This window comes from Acetobacter sp. DmW_043 (genome assembly GCF_002153485.1).
Lineage (GTDB): Bacteria > Pseudomonadota > Alphaproteobacteria > Acetobacterales > Acetobacteraceae > Acetobacter > Acetobacter thailandicus.
On record NZ_JOMN01000027.1, the window covers coordinates 1 to 15,047 of the forward strand.

The following is a 15,047-nucleotide window of genomic DNA, read 5'->3' on the forward strand; positions in this document are numbered from 1 at the left end:
ATTCCTTGCCGTCATCCATATCGCAGCAACAGCAGACTGGATTAAGTTCTAACAGGCCCTAGCGAAAACGCAGATATTGCCATTAATGGCTCTGGTAATGGTAATACTATTAGTGGTGGAATAGTTTTTAACGGGACCGGTGAAAATACTCTTGATGTAGGTTTTGATAACACAATTTCTGGTGCTATTATTACTTCTGATGTCAATCTGGTTATGTCAGGATATGATTCTGCTACCGGCCTGAATGGTGGAAATACAATTGTTAATGGGATCGTATTTTCAGGCAATGGAAGTAATTATATTGATATAGGTAATTTCAATACTATACTTAGTGGAGTTAGGGTTTATAGTGGAAATGTAAACATAGATGGGGGTGCTAAAGTTGCTGGCGGCAACACAATTCAGTCAGGTCTTTTTGTTTACGGTGATGGATCAAATACTGTAAGTGTTTATAAATACAACACTATTAGTGGTGGTGTTGTGGTTTCAAATGCTGACTTTGATATGGATGGCAGCAATGGTGGTAACACTATTAGCGGCGGTCTGGTTATAAGTGGTAATGGATCACAGCACGTTAATGTAATATCAAATAACACAATCAGTTCCGGAATGACTGTTTCCGGTGCAACGTCAGTTTATATCGGAAATAATAATACTATTACCAACCCGGGCGTTGATAACGGCGGTCTTATAATAACAGATCCTGAACAGACAACCATAGGAAATCAGAATAGCTTTTCAAATGGCGTAACTATTTCAGGTGGCACGCTGAGCTTTGGCTCTCAGAATACCGTTTATAATAATGACTTAAGGCTTGTGGATATAGTAAGCGGAGCCGTGGCGGATAATAATACATTTTATTATAGCACTGACCTTGATGATTCTGATGTCACTTACGGAAATAATAATAGTATTTATGGGGTTAGTGCCAATAATAGTGTTATTGGTATTGGTAACGGAAATACTATATATAGTAGTGGTTTTACAGGTTCTGGTGGGACATTCACTATTGGTAGTGGAAATACTATTTCCGGTATTAATGTAGCCAATGAGCTGGTTTCTGCCGGTGCCGGAAATAATTTTGTGAGCAATACCTTTATTGGTTCTGGTGCAGTTTTGAGTGCGACAGGTTCTGCTGGTGGTTCCAACCTCCTGAGTTCTGGGACGGTTGCTTCGGGAGGATCCTTGTTTCTTGGTGCCTATGGCAGAATGACCAGCGGGGCTCTGATTGTAAGTGGTGGCGGTATAGCAACTCTTAGTGGTCCTTCGACGGTTGTAAATACTCTCTCTAACTATGGGGGTACGACTTATGTATCCTCCGGCGGGACCGTTGGTACGACAACAATTTCCGGTGGAACTGTAGGGCTTAGTAGCGGCGCAACCATGGTGGGCACTGCTAATATTGGGAAGGATGGTACGCTTGAACTGGCTGGTAACAACGGAACAGGTACGATTACGTTCTCGGGGAGTGAGGAGCATCCTTCTTACGTTGTTCTGAGTGACGATGTTGTTGATGGTAAGTCGACGGTTTCTCAGACATTTTCCGGGTGGGGTACGGGTTATGACCACATTATTTTTAAAGGGCCATTTACAAGCACTAAAGCTACACTGACTAGCAATAATACCATTTCACTGCAGGTGGGTGACACAACATTTACGTTGAATATTCCAGGTATTGGTTCAACGGGATATACATTGCTTGAGCTTGATAATGGTTATATCGACCTGGAGATTTGTTTCCTGGCTGGAACGCTCATTCAGATGGCCTCTGGTTATGTAAAAGTTGAGGAAATTAAAGCTGGCGATAAAATAATGGTTCGGCAGGCAGATGGAAATTTTGCTGAGGAGACCGTAAAATGGGTTGGCAGGAAACACCATAATGTAAGAATTGCACAAAAATATCCTGACCTCGCCGGATATCCTGTTTGTATTAAAAAAGATGCCTTGGCAGAAGGTGTGCCTTTTAAAGATCTTCTGGTTACACCAGAGCATAGTCTCTTTATTGACGGGAATTTTATACCGGTTCGTATGCTTGTTAATGGTGTGAATATTTATTATGATCTGGAAATAAATCAGTATGACTATTATCACATTGAAACAGAGCAGCATGCTGTTATTGATGCGAATGGTGCGCTGACAGAGAGTTATCTGAATACGGGTAATAAAAATTCTTTCAGTAATCCGGGAGGGAGCGACGCCGGCGTTGTTCAGGGGTATTTTGAAAGACCTAAAAGCTGGCTGGAAGATGCAGCTGCGCCTCTGGCTACGCATCGTGAACTTGTTGAGCCTGTATTCAGAAAAATTCTGAACAATTGTCACGCCAGGCAAGTGCAGGCAGAGGCGGAGACAACGCTTAATCCCGATTTATATCTTTATGATCCGGTTACGCGTGCAATGACTTACCCTTTTAAAAAGGACGGTGTGCATGTCTTCTTTACAATAAGGAATGAGGTTTCCAGGGTGTATCTGTCGTCTCTGGCTTCACGACCGGCTGATACAATTGGGCCATTTGTTGATGACCGGCGCGAACTCGGGGTTAGGGTTGGCGATATAGAAGTTCTGAATGATAATGAAATTTTGATTGTTAATGAGCATCTTGAAGATAAAGAGCTGTCGGGATGGTCAGTATATGAAGGGGGTGATGGGCGCTGGACAACGGGGCTCGCTGCAATTGATCTGCCGTCAGGTGTTAGTGGAAAAATGAAGATTGTAAAAATAGATATTTTATCATCTCATAAATATTATATTGAGAGAAAAGAGATACGAAACATTATGCGTGGTTAAAAATAAAGAAGCCCCCTTTTATAAGGGGGCTTTGCTTTTGGGTAATGCACTGCTGCTACGTTAAGCGGTTAGGATTGATCCTGCGTGCGAAACTATTTTTCGTAAGCAGATCTTTTGCTTTGAAAGCTGAATATGGCAGAATCTTAATATGAATATGATCTGATAATACAAAGAGGCGGAACCAGGGTGGATTAATTATCGGCTTAATATTTAAGGAGGCATAATGTAACGGGTGCATAGCAGGCGTTACATTTCACTTTTTAAGAATATGGCGGAAGGGGTGGGATTCGAACCCACGGTACGGTTGCCCGTACGCCAGTTTTCAAGACTGGAGCCTTCAACCACTCGGCCACCCTTCCTGCTTTCGCCTTGGCCGTCTTATAATCACGACTTTACCCGTCTGTCTAGTCACCTGATGCAAGAAAATTGCATTTATATCGTCTTTAAGTGTTCTTCGGGTTGCTCTGGCGTTGTCAGAGTTGTAGAACCCCAAACTCTAACTCACATTGATCCACTCAGGGACGTGTTATGAAACAGCAGGCAAACCTGATCCGGGCCGGACAGGTCATTGAGCATGACGGCCGTCGCTGGACGGTACTGAAACAGCAGATTATTACCCCAGGTAAGGGTGGTGCATTCATTCAGGTTGAAATGCGCGACCTTAAAACCGGCAATAAAACGAACGAGCGCTGGCGTACAGCTGACAGCGTTGAGCGTCTGATGACCGAGGACAGAGAGTATCTCTATTCCTACACAGACGGCGACTCTCTCGTGCTGATGGACCCCGAGTCTTTCGAGCAGCTTATTATTTCTGTTGACCTTCTGGGCGATCAGGCACCGTTCCTGCAGGATAATATGACTATTAACCTGCATCTGGTTGAAGGTGACCCGGTTGGTGTTGATCTTCCTCCTCAGGTTACTCTCGAGGTGGTTGAAGCTGATCCGGTTGTTAAAGGTCAGACAGCCAGCTCGTCTTATAAACCGGCTAAGCTGTCAAATGGTGTAAAGACCATGGTGCCGCCGTTTATCGAAGCTGGTGAGCGTATCGTGGTCAGAACAGAAGACGCGACTTACGTTGAGCGCGCTAAAAACTAACTTCGGATATTTCTTTCTTTTAGGCAGGACACAGCAGAGTGGCTCTTCGACTTTCCCCCATTATGACGGTGATGCAGGCAGCCGCCCAGAAAGCAGCCAGGCGTCTTCTGCGCGATTTTAACGAAGTCGAACAGCTTCAGGTCAGCATCAAAGGGCCTGGTGACTTTGTTTCACAGGCAGATCTTCGTGCAGAACAAATTCTGCGTGAAGAGCTCGACCGGGCACGGCCTGGTTATGCTTTTCTGATGGAAGAATCAGGCAGCTCAGGGACAGATAACTGGACCTGGCGCTGGGTGGTTGACCCGCTCGATGGCACAACCAACTTTTTGCATGGCATTCCTCACTGGGCTATTTCTATTGGCCTTCAGCGTCGTCTGCCAAATGGTAAAATCGAGCTGGCAGCAGGCCTTGTTTACAACCCTGCTTCTGGCGAAATGTTCCATGCAGAAAAAGGCTCAGGTGCGTTTCTCAATGAGCGTCGTATTCGTGTGTCAGCGCGTCGGGAAATGTCAGAATCACTTTTTGCTACCGGTATTCCGTTTGCAAAAGTGCCTGCCTCACGGCGTTTACCTTTCGCTAAGGTGATGGGTAACCTGATGCCACGCGTTGCAGGTATCCGTCGTTTTGGTGCTGCTGCTCTTGACCTCGCATGGGTTGCTGCCGGGCGTTATGAAGGTTTCTGGGAGTTTGGTCTTAAACCATGGGACTGTGCTGCCGGTATTCTTATCGTGCGTGAGGCTGGTGGTCAGGCGACCAATCCGGCAGGTGAAGATATTGATGATCTGCCAGATGATATCTTCATTGTTGCCGGTAATGGTAATATTTATGGTAAACTGCGTGAAATCGTGGCTGAAAGCCTGACAGACGCCTGATAACGTCGGTTACCGTTTTATTTAAAAAGGCGCTTCCGTCATCGGGGGCGCCTTTTTTTATGCAATTTTTCAGGCTTAACCCTCTTTCCCTAATAAGAAAAACAGACCAGAGTTGTGAATATTAGAAAAACAATTCTTATTTTTATGTGAGGGAAATAATAATGTTAAAGCAGGTTTTTAAATTTCAGGGCTCATCGGGAGAAATGCTTGCCGCCAGTCTTGAGCGGCCACACTCAGATGTGCGTGGTTATATTATTTTCGTACATTGTTTTGATACAGAAAAACAGGGCCAGGTTATCTCTGGTATTGCACGAAGTTTTGTGCGTGCAGGGGTAGGTGTTGTGTGCCTGAGTGCTGCCATTATAGAAAAAACAGAAGATATTTTACGTGCTGTGACCGCAATGACCGAAATGGGTATGCAGCCCTTCATGCTCGCCGGGCATAGCCTGGCAGTCGGTACAGTGCTCGACGCAGCTGCCATCAGTGATGAGGTTATTAAGGCCGTTTCTCTGCTTTATCTGCCTGTTGATACAGATCATGCTCTGCGCCAGGATATACTGACACATTTAAAAGAGGTGCCTCAGCCAGTTTTGATTTTGGATGAACCTGATGCTGATGGTGTTGCCTCAGTTACTCAGGATTCAACGCAGGTCAGAAGTTTTATTGCCCTTGATAATGTTGATTACAGATTTTCAGATCATGCTGACGTCGATTATGTTGCAGGCATCATGTCAGTGTGGGGGCAGCGTTATCTGCCTGAGGCGGCAATTCTGCCAGCTGAGACCGGGGTGCCAGGTGTAAGCGCTGCTGAAACGGGTATGGGTCCATTTCAGCTGGAGATGCAAAGCGGTAAGCACTATTTTCTGGCAGATGAGCCCCTGTCCTTTGGAGGTAATGATACAGGCCCGGCACCTTATGATTTCCTTGCAGCGGGTCTGGCTGCCTGCACTGTGATGACATTACGTATGTATGCCACGCAGAAAGAGCATAATCTTTATCGTGCGTCAGCTTTTGTCGCCTGTAAAAAGAAGCCCGATGGTTCAGGTCATATTTTTGAGCGTACCATTGCCCTTGAGGGTGAACTCGACGATGCGCAGCGTGCAAGATTTATCGATATTGCAGATCTCTGCCCGGTGCATAAAACGCTGGCGAACGGCGCAGAGATTGTTACGAGTCTTAAAGAGTAAGCCGTGCAGGAATGCAGGTTTTTTATATTTTACGTAAATAGAGCAAAAAGAAACAAGCCCCGGCACCTGAGATAAGGATGCCGGTTGGTATCTCCTGAGCTGCAAATAGGCTGTGGCTCAGCAGGTCAGCAAGCATAGCGGTGAGGCCACCCAGTATAGCGGCAGGAAAAAACATATGCTTCAGCGTATTACCCGTCATGAAGCGTGCCAGGTGCGGTACAACTAGGCCCAGAAAGCCAACAGGCCCGCATAAAGCCACCGTCATGGCGCAGCTAAGTGCACATAACAGCAGAGTGCTGAGTCGCAGGGTGCGTACATTTACGCCCAGTGATGTTGCTGTGTCTTCTCCAGCCAGCAGAGCATCAAGCTCTTTACGGAAACGGGCTCCATAGGTGCAGATCAGGAGCAGAGCCAGTGCCGCAACGGGCAGTGAAGACCATGATGCGGCGGAGAAGCTTCCTAATGTCCAGAACAGAACTGACTGAGCGGTATTTCTGTCGCCCTGAAAAATCAAAAAATTTGTCACAGATGTAAAAAGAAATGAGACAGCAAGCCCTGTCAGTATGATCCTTTGCGGTGGCAGGCTGTGAGCAGAACGGGTTATCAGTGCCAGAAGCAGGGTTGTGGCACAGAGTGCGCCTGCTGCTGCCCCCATTGTTGTTGTCCATATTCCGGCAATATTACCCATAAAGATGATGACAGTAACGGCACCGGCTGAGGCACCGGCTGAAAGGCCAAACAAAAAAGGGTCGGCCAGTGGGTTGCGGGTGGCCGTTTGCAGTAGTGCGCCAGCTGCGGCAAGGGTAGCGCCGGTCAGAAAAGCCAGAAGCAAACGGGGCAGACGAAAAAGCCATAAAATACGGGCTGTGATCTGATGGCTGAATGGCCCTTCCAGTAATCCCTGGGCCAGGGAGTGCCATGAGAGTGTGACATTGCCCAAAATCATTTCACCTGCTGCAAGAAGGCAAAACATAAAAACAGCAGCGAGCGAAAAACGTAAGGTCATGTCAGAGTTTTACATCAGGATGTAAAAAAGCAGCAATTTTTTCGATTGCATCAATATTGTAAGGTGAGGGGGTCATTTCATCATAGCGTACAAACAGAATTTTATGGTTTTTAATGGCCTGTGTTTCTGACATCAGGTTGTGGTGCTGCAAAAAATTAAAAATATTTTGCCGGTTCTGGCCGTAATCGATAATCAGAATGGCTTCAGGGTCCTGGAGTGCTGCGGCTTCCCACGAGGCATTACCCCAGCTGGCTGGCAGATCTTTAAAAATATTTTCTCCGCCTCCCATACTGATCAGGGTGGAGGCCAGAGCATACCCGCCGGCGGTAAAAGGTGTGCTTAGCCCACTGTCATATAAAAAGACCCGTAATGGAGTGGTGTTTTTCAGGCGGTGCTGCACCGCTGTAACCCGTTTTTTCCAGCCCGTAATGAGTGCCTGTGCTTCGGTTTCACGGTCGAAAACCTGCCCCAGCCGCAGTTCATCCTGGTATAAAAGGTCAAGCGTTGCCGGGGCAGGTTTCTGTCCGTTTCTGAAGCAGCTTTCAGAGAGCACAAGGGTGGGAATACCCTGCGCGGCCAGTGTTTCAGGGGTTACGTCGCCCCCCGGATGCATACCGTAATTCCATCCGGCAAAGAACAGGTCTGTTTTGGCTGCCAGCAGCTGTTCCATAGTCGGGTAGCGTGGTGCAATTTCCGGAATGTTTTGTTGCTGTTTTTTAAATGCTGGTGTGAGCTTGTTCCAGCCGGAGAGACCGCTAAACCCTGCAATATAGGGTTGCAGGTGCAGGGCAAAGGCCATGTCAGCCATATTAATATCATGAATGACCGCATGCTCAGGCCGGTGGGTGATGGTGACTGGCTGCCCGCAGCTTTGTACCGTTATGGGGTAGGTTGTAGCCTGCGTTGTCGTTGCAAAAAGGCTGACTGTTATGAGGCTGAGCAGAAATGAGCGGATCATGAAGGCAGCGCCGTAAAAACAAAAGTGCTCTGGCCATTTTTCAGGCTCACCTTTTCTACGCTCAGCTGAAAAACTGCCTGAAGCTGAGGCGAAAATAAAACATCCTCTGTAGTGCCATCGAGTATGATCTGCCCTTTATCAAGCAGAATTATGCGCTGAGCAAACTGAGGCACCAGAGCAAGGTCGTGTAAAACAGCAATCACTGTGCAGGGTAGCTGAGCCAGGAGTTTCAGAAAGCGGCTTCGTGCAGCAAGGTCGAGATGATTGGTCGGTTCATCCAGTAATAAAATTTGGGGTGTCTGCGCCAGGCAGCGTGCCAGCATGACACGCTGCTGCTCTCCGCCGGAAAGTTTTCCAAAAGGTGTGTCGAGTAATGAAGCAACCTCACAATGTTCAATGGCTGTATTGATGGCTGCGTGGTCTTGCTTTGCCTGTGAGGTATGACGAAAAGGCAGGCGCCCAAGTGCGATATAATCACGGGTTATAATTTCGGGGGCGGGTCTGTCTGTTTGTGAAAGCCAGGCAATATGCTGCGCTATGTCTGTGCGTGATAAGGTGCAGAGTGCCCGGCCTTTAAGCCATATCTGCCCCGTTTCGGGAGTGAGAAGACCTGCCAGCAGACGCAGAAGGGTGCTTTTGCCGGCCCCGTTAGGGCCGACAATAGCAATATGTTCATGTCTGGCTACGATCAGGCTGATTTTTTCTGGCAGCACAGAATGTGTAACAGCATCAGCCTGAAGAGCAGGAACTGGCATAGGTCAGAAACCAGCCTGCACACTGATAGAAAATGAGCGGGGGGCACCGAGGATCACTTCAGAGGGGTAGTCAGTTGAAGCCCACTGAATGAAGTGCTTGTTCCCCACGTTATCAATTCTTCCATATACAGTTACACCCTTATACGCATGCCATGCTGCAAAAACGTTCACCAGGGCATAGTCTTTGAGGGTCAGTGTGTTGGCATAGTCGCCTTTACGCGAGGAAATGTAACGCATGCCTGCTCCCAGATCGAGTGGCAGGTTTTCAACACGCGACCATACAGCCCACAAATTGGCTGTGACAGCAGGCACGTTTGGCACGGCATTGCCTGAGGCGTTGACTCCGGCTGAAGGGTAGAAGGAAGAACCGTAGCGTGACCAGGTGTAGGCGACGTTACCTGAAATGTTCCAGTGCGGGTTAAGCACCAGGTTACCCTGCCATTCGAGGCCGCGTGACTTCTGCCCGCCTGCTGTCGTGACAGAATCCTGCCCGTTAGCGACCAGAATATGCGTGCGGCGAATATCATAAAACGCGATGGCAGATGTAAAGCGTCCGTGCCAGAAACTGCCTTTGGCACCGATCTCACCCTGGCGCGTATGACTCAGGCGGTTAAACTGTCCTTTATTAACCAGAAAAATATTGCTGCCTGGCGGGTCATCAGCTGTGGTGAACACACCGTAAATGCTGATATTTTTTGTCAGGTCATAAACCGGGCCAATACGAAAATTTGACGGATTATAAAGCTTTTTAAAGCTGCTTGCTGCGTTAAATGACCCGTTCTGGTTATAGTTCTGGCGGTCAAGATGCAGCCAGTCATAGCGATAGCCACCCACCAGACGTAGTTTACTGGTAACGGTGATGACATCTTCCATAAATACGGCGGCATCAATCATCGTGGTGGGGGATTTGCGCGAGGGGTATTCTCCGGCAAAGCCGGCAGTCGGGCCGGTATTTGAGCTGTCGAGTGCAACGCTGTCTGCATAGGTTGCATCAGGAAAGCCTCTGTCACGGATGAGGCGGATATAGTAGGCATCCCCCCCTACAACCAGGCGGTTCTTAAGCCCGAACAGTGAGAAGTCTAAGGTGCCGTCGAGCGTGTCTCCCACCTGATGCTGGTTCATATAAACATAAAACCGGTCGCGCCCGACCCGCCCGGGGGCAATCGCATTGCCTGCTGCGTCAGTTGCTCCTGGTGATGAGATGTAGCTGTAAGTTTCAGCATTGTTCCAGCGGCGCTTGGCATACACAAAATAACTTTTGTTGTGAAATGTGATATGCTCTGTCGGCTGCCATTGCAGGTGCAGGGTAGGGGTTACGTTAGTTGAACTGGCCTGTGGATTTTTGACATTATAATTATGCCACATGGAAGAGCGGGTGATGCCCAGCCCCTGTGATGAGTGTAAAAGCCCGCTAGCGCGTCCGCCGGTTTCTGATAAAGGGACCAGAGGGGTGCCGTAATAGGTTGAAAGTCTGTCCGTCAGATAATCAATGCTGAAACGGGCCGAGAATTTGCGGGTTGGTTTCCAGATCAGTGTGGTTGTAAAATCGTTACTGTGCGGATCAGCGCCTTTGACATAACCGTTTGATGATGTGCGGCTGAAATCTGTACGAATAGCCAGTGTATCCGTAACCGGCACAGAGCCGCCTATGCCTGCATTCCAGGTGTTAAAGCTGCCGTATGATACCAGAGCATTGGCATGAGCATGGTCAAAAGCCGGGTCGCGTGTGCGCATATCGACTGTGCCACCTACAGCACCCTGGCCGTAAAGTACCGATGACGGCCCCTGAAGCACCTGAACACTTTGCAGGTTAAAGGTGTTGAGTGGCCGGTTCACCATTGTGGTCGGGCCGTAATAAATGCCGTCACGCAGCATAAGAATCTGATTGCCCGAAAAACCACGCATAACAAACTGTGCCGGGCTGCCTGGAGAGCCACCGGATGATACGCCAGGCGCACTGTCTGCAGCCTCTTCCGCATGGGCGTAGCCGCGCTGGTTCATGACTGAGCGGTCAATGACATCAATCGTGGCAGGAGAGTGCTGTATGGACAGGCCGAGTTTGCCGCCAATTGCAGGTGTTTCTTTAAGCGGCTGTGACCGGCTGTGTACGGTAATATGCTCAGCCTTGTTCTGCTGGTGGTTTTTGTCTTCCTGAGGGGCAGCGAAAGAAAAAGACGGGTAGAAAACAGCAGCTGCCGCAAGTGGCAGCGCCTTAGACAAAGAAAAGTGCCTCATAAAGAGTACAGGCCTTGGTTCGTACGCGTCACTACGGTGAGCATGGTTAGCTGCGTCTGGCATATCCCCGACCATTCGCTTCGTCTGTGACTGTGTGTGGTGGCAGGTCTCCTGGCTTGCGGGTCATGAGCAGACAGCGAGCCTTCCCGGAGAGTAAACTCCAGTGACCGGACAGTGTGTCCCTGCATGTCTGCTTTACCGCTTACAGTTGCGGGGACAGCCGCAGCATCACACTGCGTTCCCTTTTCATCCCTTGCGGGAACCACCGGTTTGCGCAGGGCATTTCTTAACAAAGAATATATACTCACGCCATTATAATTTATAACATCCTCACGAATGTTATGTTATAATATTACATATCGGGAAAAATTACGCAATCATGAGAATACCCCAGGCAGACGGGGGCCGTGGTTATGCCAGGGATGATAGTTTTACGCGGCTTAAACTATGGCCGGTTTCAGGGGGTATGTTCCTGTTGTGTTGCAGGGTTAATATTCTGGAGAGACAGCGGTTCTGCAGGCTGAATGTAAATATAATCAGGAGCTCGCAGTATCCACACTCTGTGAGTGCGTAAAAAATTTGCTCCCAGGAGTGATGTCGGCGTTTTTTGAATCAGAATTTCAGGGTTGTTGAAAATAAAAGGTCCTACTTCCAGGCTGTTAACACGATGCAGGTAGCCTGTGCGTTTAGTTTGATCTATGCCATAGACATCTATGGTCTGGTCATTGGTAAGATCGTTTTTGCTTATGCCTGCTTTCAGAGCATCGTCACGTGAGATCAAAGTTGTGGCAGCGCCGCTGTCGAGAACAGCATCAAATTCATGGCCGTTGATCTTAACAGGAACGGCAGTTTTTCTCTTATCATTTCTTGGGTGGTTAATTCTGACCTTAAAAAACTCGCCAGACCAGCCAGACCAGCTTAGTAAGTAGTCCTCTTTGCATCCGCTGAAAGTATATAAATTCATGCGATGCTGTGGCAGGTTAAAGACAACATCATAATTTGATAAAAAGTCATTGCCAAAGAGCCCGACAACAGGCCTGCCATTAATAACTCTGGTAGCTGATGTCTTTCCTGTAGTCATAAAAGATACATTAGTCGCTGCTGCACTCCCCAGGTGAATTGTATCGGCGACCGCAGTTCCTGCTGATGTGTAGCCTCCTGAGCCGCGCAAATAGAGTCGCTCTGAGTTAGCGGCAAGACCGAGTTTTTTAGCCTCTCCTGGCCATAAAATGCTGCCCTGTGCACCTGTATCGACAATAAGTGCTATTTTATGGCCGTTGATTTCGGCCTCGATAACAGGAGATTCCTCATCGTTGATGACGATCAGGTCTCCGAAGCTGGAAACCTTGCACTGATCGCCGGTATGGCACGCGCTCAGAGCCAGCAGGGAGAGAGGGATAAAGTGGCGTTTATACCCGGAGATGATCGCTTTTGCAGCTGATGGATAACAAAAAGATTTACGAGTGAACGTGGTTTCCGGCTTTTGAAAGTTATCCATCATTTCACCGCATAAAAACAGATATGATGGATAAAGTTTAATATTTCTTATAGTTGGAAGTCAAAGTAAATTTATAGAATAATTCTTATTCATCGTGTTTTAAACAGGCGATTTCCAGCATCTCCTAGTCCAGGTCGAATATAGCCATGATCGTCAAGCCCAGGGTCTGTTGCGCAGGTTATAACTGATACATCGGGGTGTGTTTTCTTAAGGTGTTCGATACCATGAGGGGTAGATAACAGGCAGGCAAAAAGAATATTTTTTGCCCCTTCTTCTTTGAGACGTGTCAGGGCAACTGCTGCGCTGTGCCCTGTGGCCAGCATCGGGTCAACAACAATGCACAGACGGTCGGAGATACGGGCCGGTAGTTTCAGATAATACTCAACGGCCTCTAATGTTTCGGGGTCTCTGTACAGGCCAATATGACCAACGGCTGCAAATGGTGCCAGATCAAGCATGCCATCAAGCAATCCGTTGCCTGCACGTAAGATGGAAATAAAGCACAGAGCCGGGCCGGCTAGCTGTTTGCTGAGCATGGTTTCAAGAGGGGTTGTTATTTCAACCGTTTCAAGAGGGAGGTGGCGCGTGGCTTCATAGCACATGAGCAGACTTAATTCCCGTACGAGGGTACGAAAACTGGCAGTGGAGGTATCGGCTCTGCGTAAAAGTGTCAGCTTGTGCTGGATAAGAGGGTGGTCAAGCACGGTCAGGTGCGCCGGGTTATATGCTGTCATGATGATGGTATTACTTTGCTTTTAACGGCAGGAACAAACAGAATATGATGATGTGATTTTTACATAATAATCTGTATTACAGTATAGTCTTAGTATCGTAAGTCATGAAATATAAGGATTACCCATCATATGGCCATTCAGTATGTCACAGTAACATGGGACCAGCTGCACAGAGATGCGCGTTTGCTGGCTGAAGCTCTGGTGCCCTCAATGCCCTTTAAGGGGATTATTGCTGTGACACGCGGGGGACTGATACCGGCATCTATCGTTGCCCGTGAGCTTGGGTGCCGTCTGGTTGATACGATTTCTGTGGTAACCTACGATGAAGAGAACCGTGGTGAACCTCAGATCATTAAAGAAGCCAGTGTAGCCGGTGACGGGGAAGGTTTTCTGATAATTGATGATCTGGTTGATTCGGGGGTGACAGCTCGTGTGGTGAGAGAGCGCCTGCCAAAAGCAGTTTTTGCCTGCCTTTATGCTAAGCCGGATGGCCGGGCTCTGACAGATCATTTCATTGCAGAAGTACCGCAGGAGACCTGGGTTCTTTTCCCCTGGGATACGGCCCCGCTGTTTGTTGCGCCACTTGCAGAACGCTCTTTAGAAAAAAAGATTTAATTTTTTCATTTTTGGGGTTGCCAGCTGCGAAAAACCCCCCTAAGTTCCGCCTCAGTTCGGGGCGTGGCGCAGCCTGGTAGCGCGCTTGTTTTGGGTACAAGAGGCCCCCGGTTCGAGTCCGGGCGCCCCGACCATATCTCTCTGGAGGCATGATTATGCCAGCACGGATTTATAAGCAGGCCAAACCCGCAGGTCAGTCAGGAGTGGCTGGCACGAAGGAGTGGATCCTTGAATACGGGCAAAGTGCTCCTAGGCTGCGTAGCAGGCTTATGGGGTGGAATGGCAGTACAGATGACACCATCTCTCAGATCAGGCTTTATTTCGTTTCCTGTGAAGAGGCTGTTGCTTACGCTGAACGTCATGGTATTCATGCAGAGATAGAAAAAACAGCACAGAGAATTCGTTCTCCTAAAATTTATGCAGATAATTTTGCATATAATCGTCTTGAAAACTGGACCCATTAATTTACTAGAATAATGGTCTGTTATTTCAGGGTAGTATAGCTGCCCTGCCGGGCGCCCTTAGCTCAGCTGGATAGAGCAACAGCCTTCTAAGCTGTGGGTCAGTGGTTCGAATCCACTAGGGCGCGCCAATCTTTTCAAGCAGTTAACAGGCACTTGCTGGCAGATAATCCATCGCCTGCCTGCGTCGTGCAACATTAAGCGACCAGGCTCAGGGTCTGTTAATCCATTGAACTGAGCGGGCTGTTGTGATTCACAGATTTACCGATGGAGGGCAGGTCTGTGAGTGAGTTGTTTTTGCTTTCTGAGCGCCAGATGACGGATCGAGCCGTTTTTCCCGCTGGCGCGTGAGGCTCCGCATGTGGATGGCCGGAATATCACCGCCTGATCCCTTTGAAGAATTACCGGAAATCAAAGCCGCCCTACGACTGGCATCTGTATAAAAAACGCCATCTCATTGAAAACATGTTCGCAAAGCTCAAAGACAGATGACGTGTCGCAACACGATATGACCGGTGTGCTCATACATTCATGTCCGCAATCCATAGTCGGTTCCGTTCAGTCTCTGGCATCGTGTCCCACCATTTCTGGAAGACCAGCCTGACGGTAGTTTCCGTCTGTTCGTTTTCAACAGCCCGATGATATTGGTCGGGTCATCAGCCGCGCTTTCGCCGCGGCCAATCGTATCTCTGACTGCAGGTTGCGTTTTGGAAACGGATAGGGTTTTGCCCGCAGTCATGATGCGGCGGTGTTCAAGGTTGCGGAGGTCGGCTCGGCGGGTAATCATTGCCCGCTGGTGGTCGGGGTGGTCCTTATATTGGACTTCAGAGTCAGAGTGTTTCGTTAT

At 48.4% G+C, this 15,047-nt stretch carries 13 protein-coding genes, 3 tRNA genes and 1 riboswitch; of the genes, 8 read left to right on the plus strand and 8 right to left on the minus strand.

The annotated features are described in order from the left end of the window. Nucleotides 1-213 precede the first annotated feature (213 nt). The gene (locus tag HK11_RS08265; RefSeq protein ID WP_086554886.1) at nucleotides 214-2,784 is read left to right on the plus strand and encodes a Hint domain-containing protein; all 2,571 of its coding nucleotides are present in this window, start codon (nucleotides 214-216) and stop codon (nucleotides 2,782-2,784) included. Nucleotides 2,785-3,053: 269 nt separating this feature from the next. Here the strand turns inward: HK11_RS08265 and HK11_RS08270 are convergent. Continuing rightward, nucleotides 3,054-3,143 (minus strand) — tRNA-Ser (locus HK11_RS08270). Nucleotides 3,144-3,312: 169 nt separating this feature from the next. Between HK11_RS08270 and efp the strand changes: the two genes are divergently transcribed. From efp to HK11_RS08285, 3 genes are all read left to right on the plus strand, one after another. After that, a complete protein-coding gene (gene efp, locus HK11_RS08275; RefSeq protein ID WP_086554887.1) occupies nucleotides 3,313-3,879 on the plus strand; it encodes an elongation factor P in 567 nt (188 codons plus the stop codon). Nucleotides 3,880-3,941: 62 nt separating this feature from the next. Continuing rightward, the gene (locus tag HK11_RS08280; protein WP_086554888.1) at nucleotides 3,942-4,751 is read left to right on the plus strand and encodes an inositol monophosphatase family protein; all 810 of its coding nucleotides are present in this window, start codon (nucleotides 3,942-3,944) and stop codon (nucleotides 4,749-4,751) included. 161 nt (nucleotides 4,752-4,912) lie between these two features. Further along, nucleotides 4,913-5,938 carry an OsmC family protein gene (locus tag HK11_RS08285; RefSeq protein ID WP_086554889.1) on the plus strand — a complete coding sequence of 342 codons (1,026 nt, stop codon included), beginning with the start codon at nucleotides 4,913-4,915 and terminating at the stop codon, nucleotides 5,936-5,938. Nucleotides 5,939-5,960: 22 nt separating this feature from the next. Here the strand turns inward: HK11_RS08285 and HK11_RS08290 are convergent, their stop codons facing one another. From HK11_RS08290 to upp, 6 genes are all read right to left on the minus strand, one after another. Further along, complete coding sequence (locus HK11_RS08290) at nucleotides 5,961-6,944, minus strand: iron ABC transporter permease (protein ID WP_086554890.1); 984 nt, start codon at nucleotides 6,942-6,944, stop codon at nucleotides 5,961-5,963. A gap of 1 nt (nucleotide 6,945) precedes the next feature. Then, nucleotides 6,946-7,902 (minus strand): ABC transporter substrate-binding protein, encoded by a 957-nt coding sequence (locus HK11_RS08295; protein WP_086554891.1) that lies wholly within the window; start codon nucleotides 7,900-7,902, stop codon nucleotides 6,946-6,948. Continuing rightward, the gene (locus HK11_RS08300; RefSeq protein ID WP_086554892.1) at nucleotides 7,899-8,657 is read right to left on the minus strand and encodes an ABC transporter ATP-binding protein; all 759 of its coding nucleotides are present in this window, start codon (nucleotides 8,655-8,657) and stop codon (nucleotides 7,899-7,901) included. Before HK11_RS08300 ends, HK11_RS08295 begins: the two co-directional genes overlap by 4 nt. A 3-nt stretch (nucleotides 8,658-8,660) precedes the next feature. After that, nucleotides 8,661-10,892: a TonB-dependent siderophore receptor gene (locus HK11_RS08305; protein ID WP_086555032.1), complete on the minus strand. Its 2,232-nt coding sequence runs from the start codon at nucleotides 10,890-10,892 to the stop codon at nucleotides 8,661-8,663. 83 nt (nucleotides 10,893-10,975) lie between these two features. Further along, nucleotides 10,976-11,174: riboswitch (cobalamin riboswitch) on the minus strand. A gap of 175 nt (nucleotides 11,175-11,349) precedes the next feature. Continuing rightward, nucleotides 11,350-12,393 (minus strand): aspartyl protease family protein, encoded by a 1,044-nt coding sequence (locus tag HK11_RS08310; RefSeq protein ID WP_086554893.1) that lies wholly within the window; start codon nucleotides 12,391-12,393, stop codon nucleotides 11,350-11,352. Between the two features lie 86 nt (nucleotides 12,394-12,479). Then, nucleotides 12,480-13,124, minus strand: a complete 645-nt coding sequence (gene upp / locus HK11_RS08315; protein WP_086554894.1) for a uracil phosphoribosyltransferase — start codon at nucleotides 13,122-13,124, stop codon at nucleotides 12,480-12,482. Between the two features lie 129 nt (nucleotides 13,125-13,253). Here upp and gpt point away from each other — a divergent pair, with 129 nt between their 5' ends. The 4 genes from gpt to HK11_RS08335 all read left to right on the plus strand — a co-directional run bounded on the left by gpt (nucleotide 13,254) and on the right by HK11_RS08335 (nucleotide 14,331). Then, complete coding sequence (gene gpt / locus HK11_RS08320) at nucleotides 13,254-13,739, plus strand: xanthine phosphoribosyltransferase (RefSeq protein WP_086554895.1); 486 nt, start codon at nucleotides 13,254-13,256, stop codon at nucleotides 13,737-13,739. A 57-nt stretch (nucleotides 13,740-13,796) separates the two neighbouring features. Next, a tRNA-Pro gene (locus HK11_RS08325) sits at nucleotides 13,797-13,873 on the plus strand. A 21-nt stretch (nucleotides 13,874-13,894) separates the two neighbouring features. Continuing rightward, complete coding sequence (locus HK11_RS08330; protein WP_086555033.1) at nucleotides 13,895-14,203, plus strand: ETC complex I subunit; 309 nt, start codon at nucleotides 13,895-13,897, stop codon at nucleotides 14,201-14,203. 51 nt (nucleotides 14,204-14,254) lie between these two features. Continuing rightward, a tRNA-Arg gene (locus HK11_RS08335) sits at nucleotides 14,255-14,331 on the plus strand. Nucleotides 14,332-14,729: 398 nt separating this feature from the next. On the opposite strand, the gene HK11_RS12345 is transcribed toward HK11_RS08335, so the two are convergent. Beyond that, a complete protein-coding gene (locus HK11_RS12345) occupies nucleotides 14,730-14,987 on the minus strand; it encodes a hypothetical protein (RefSeq protein ID WP_158092808.1) in 258 nt (85 codons plus the stop codon). Nucleotides 14,988-15,047: the final 60 nt, after the last annotated feature.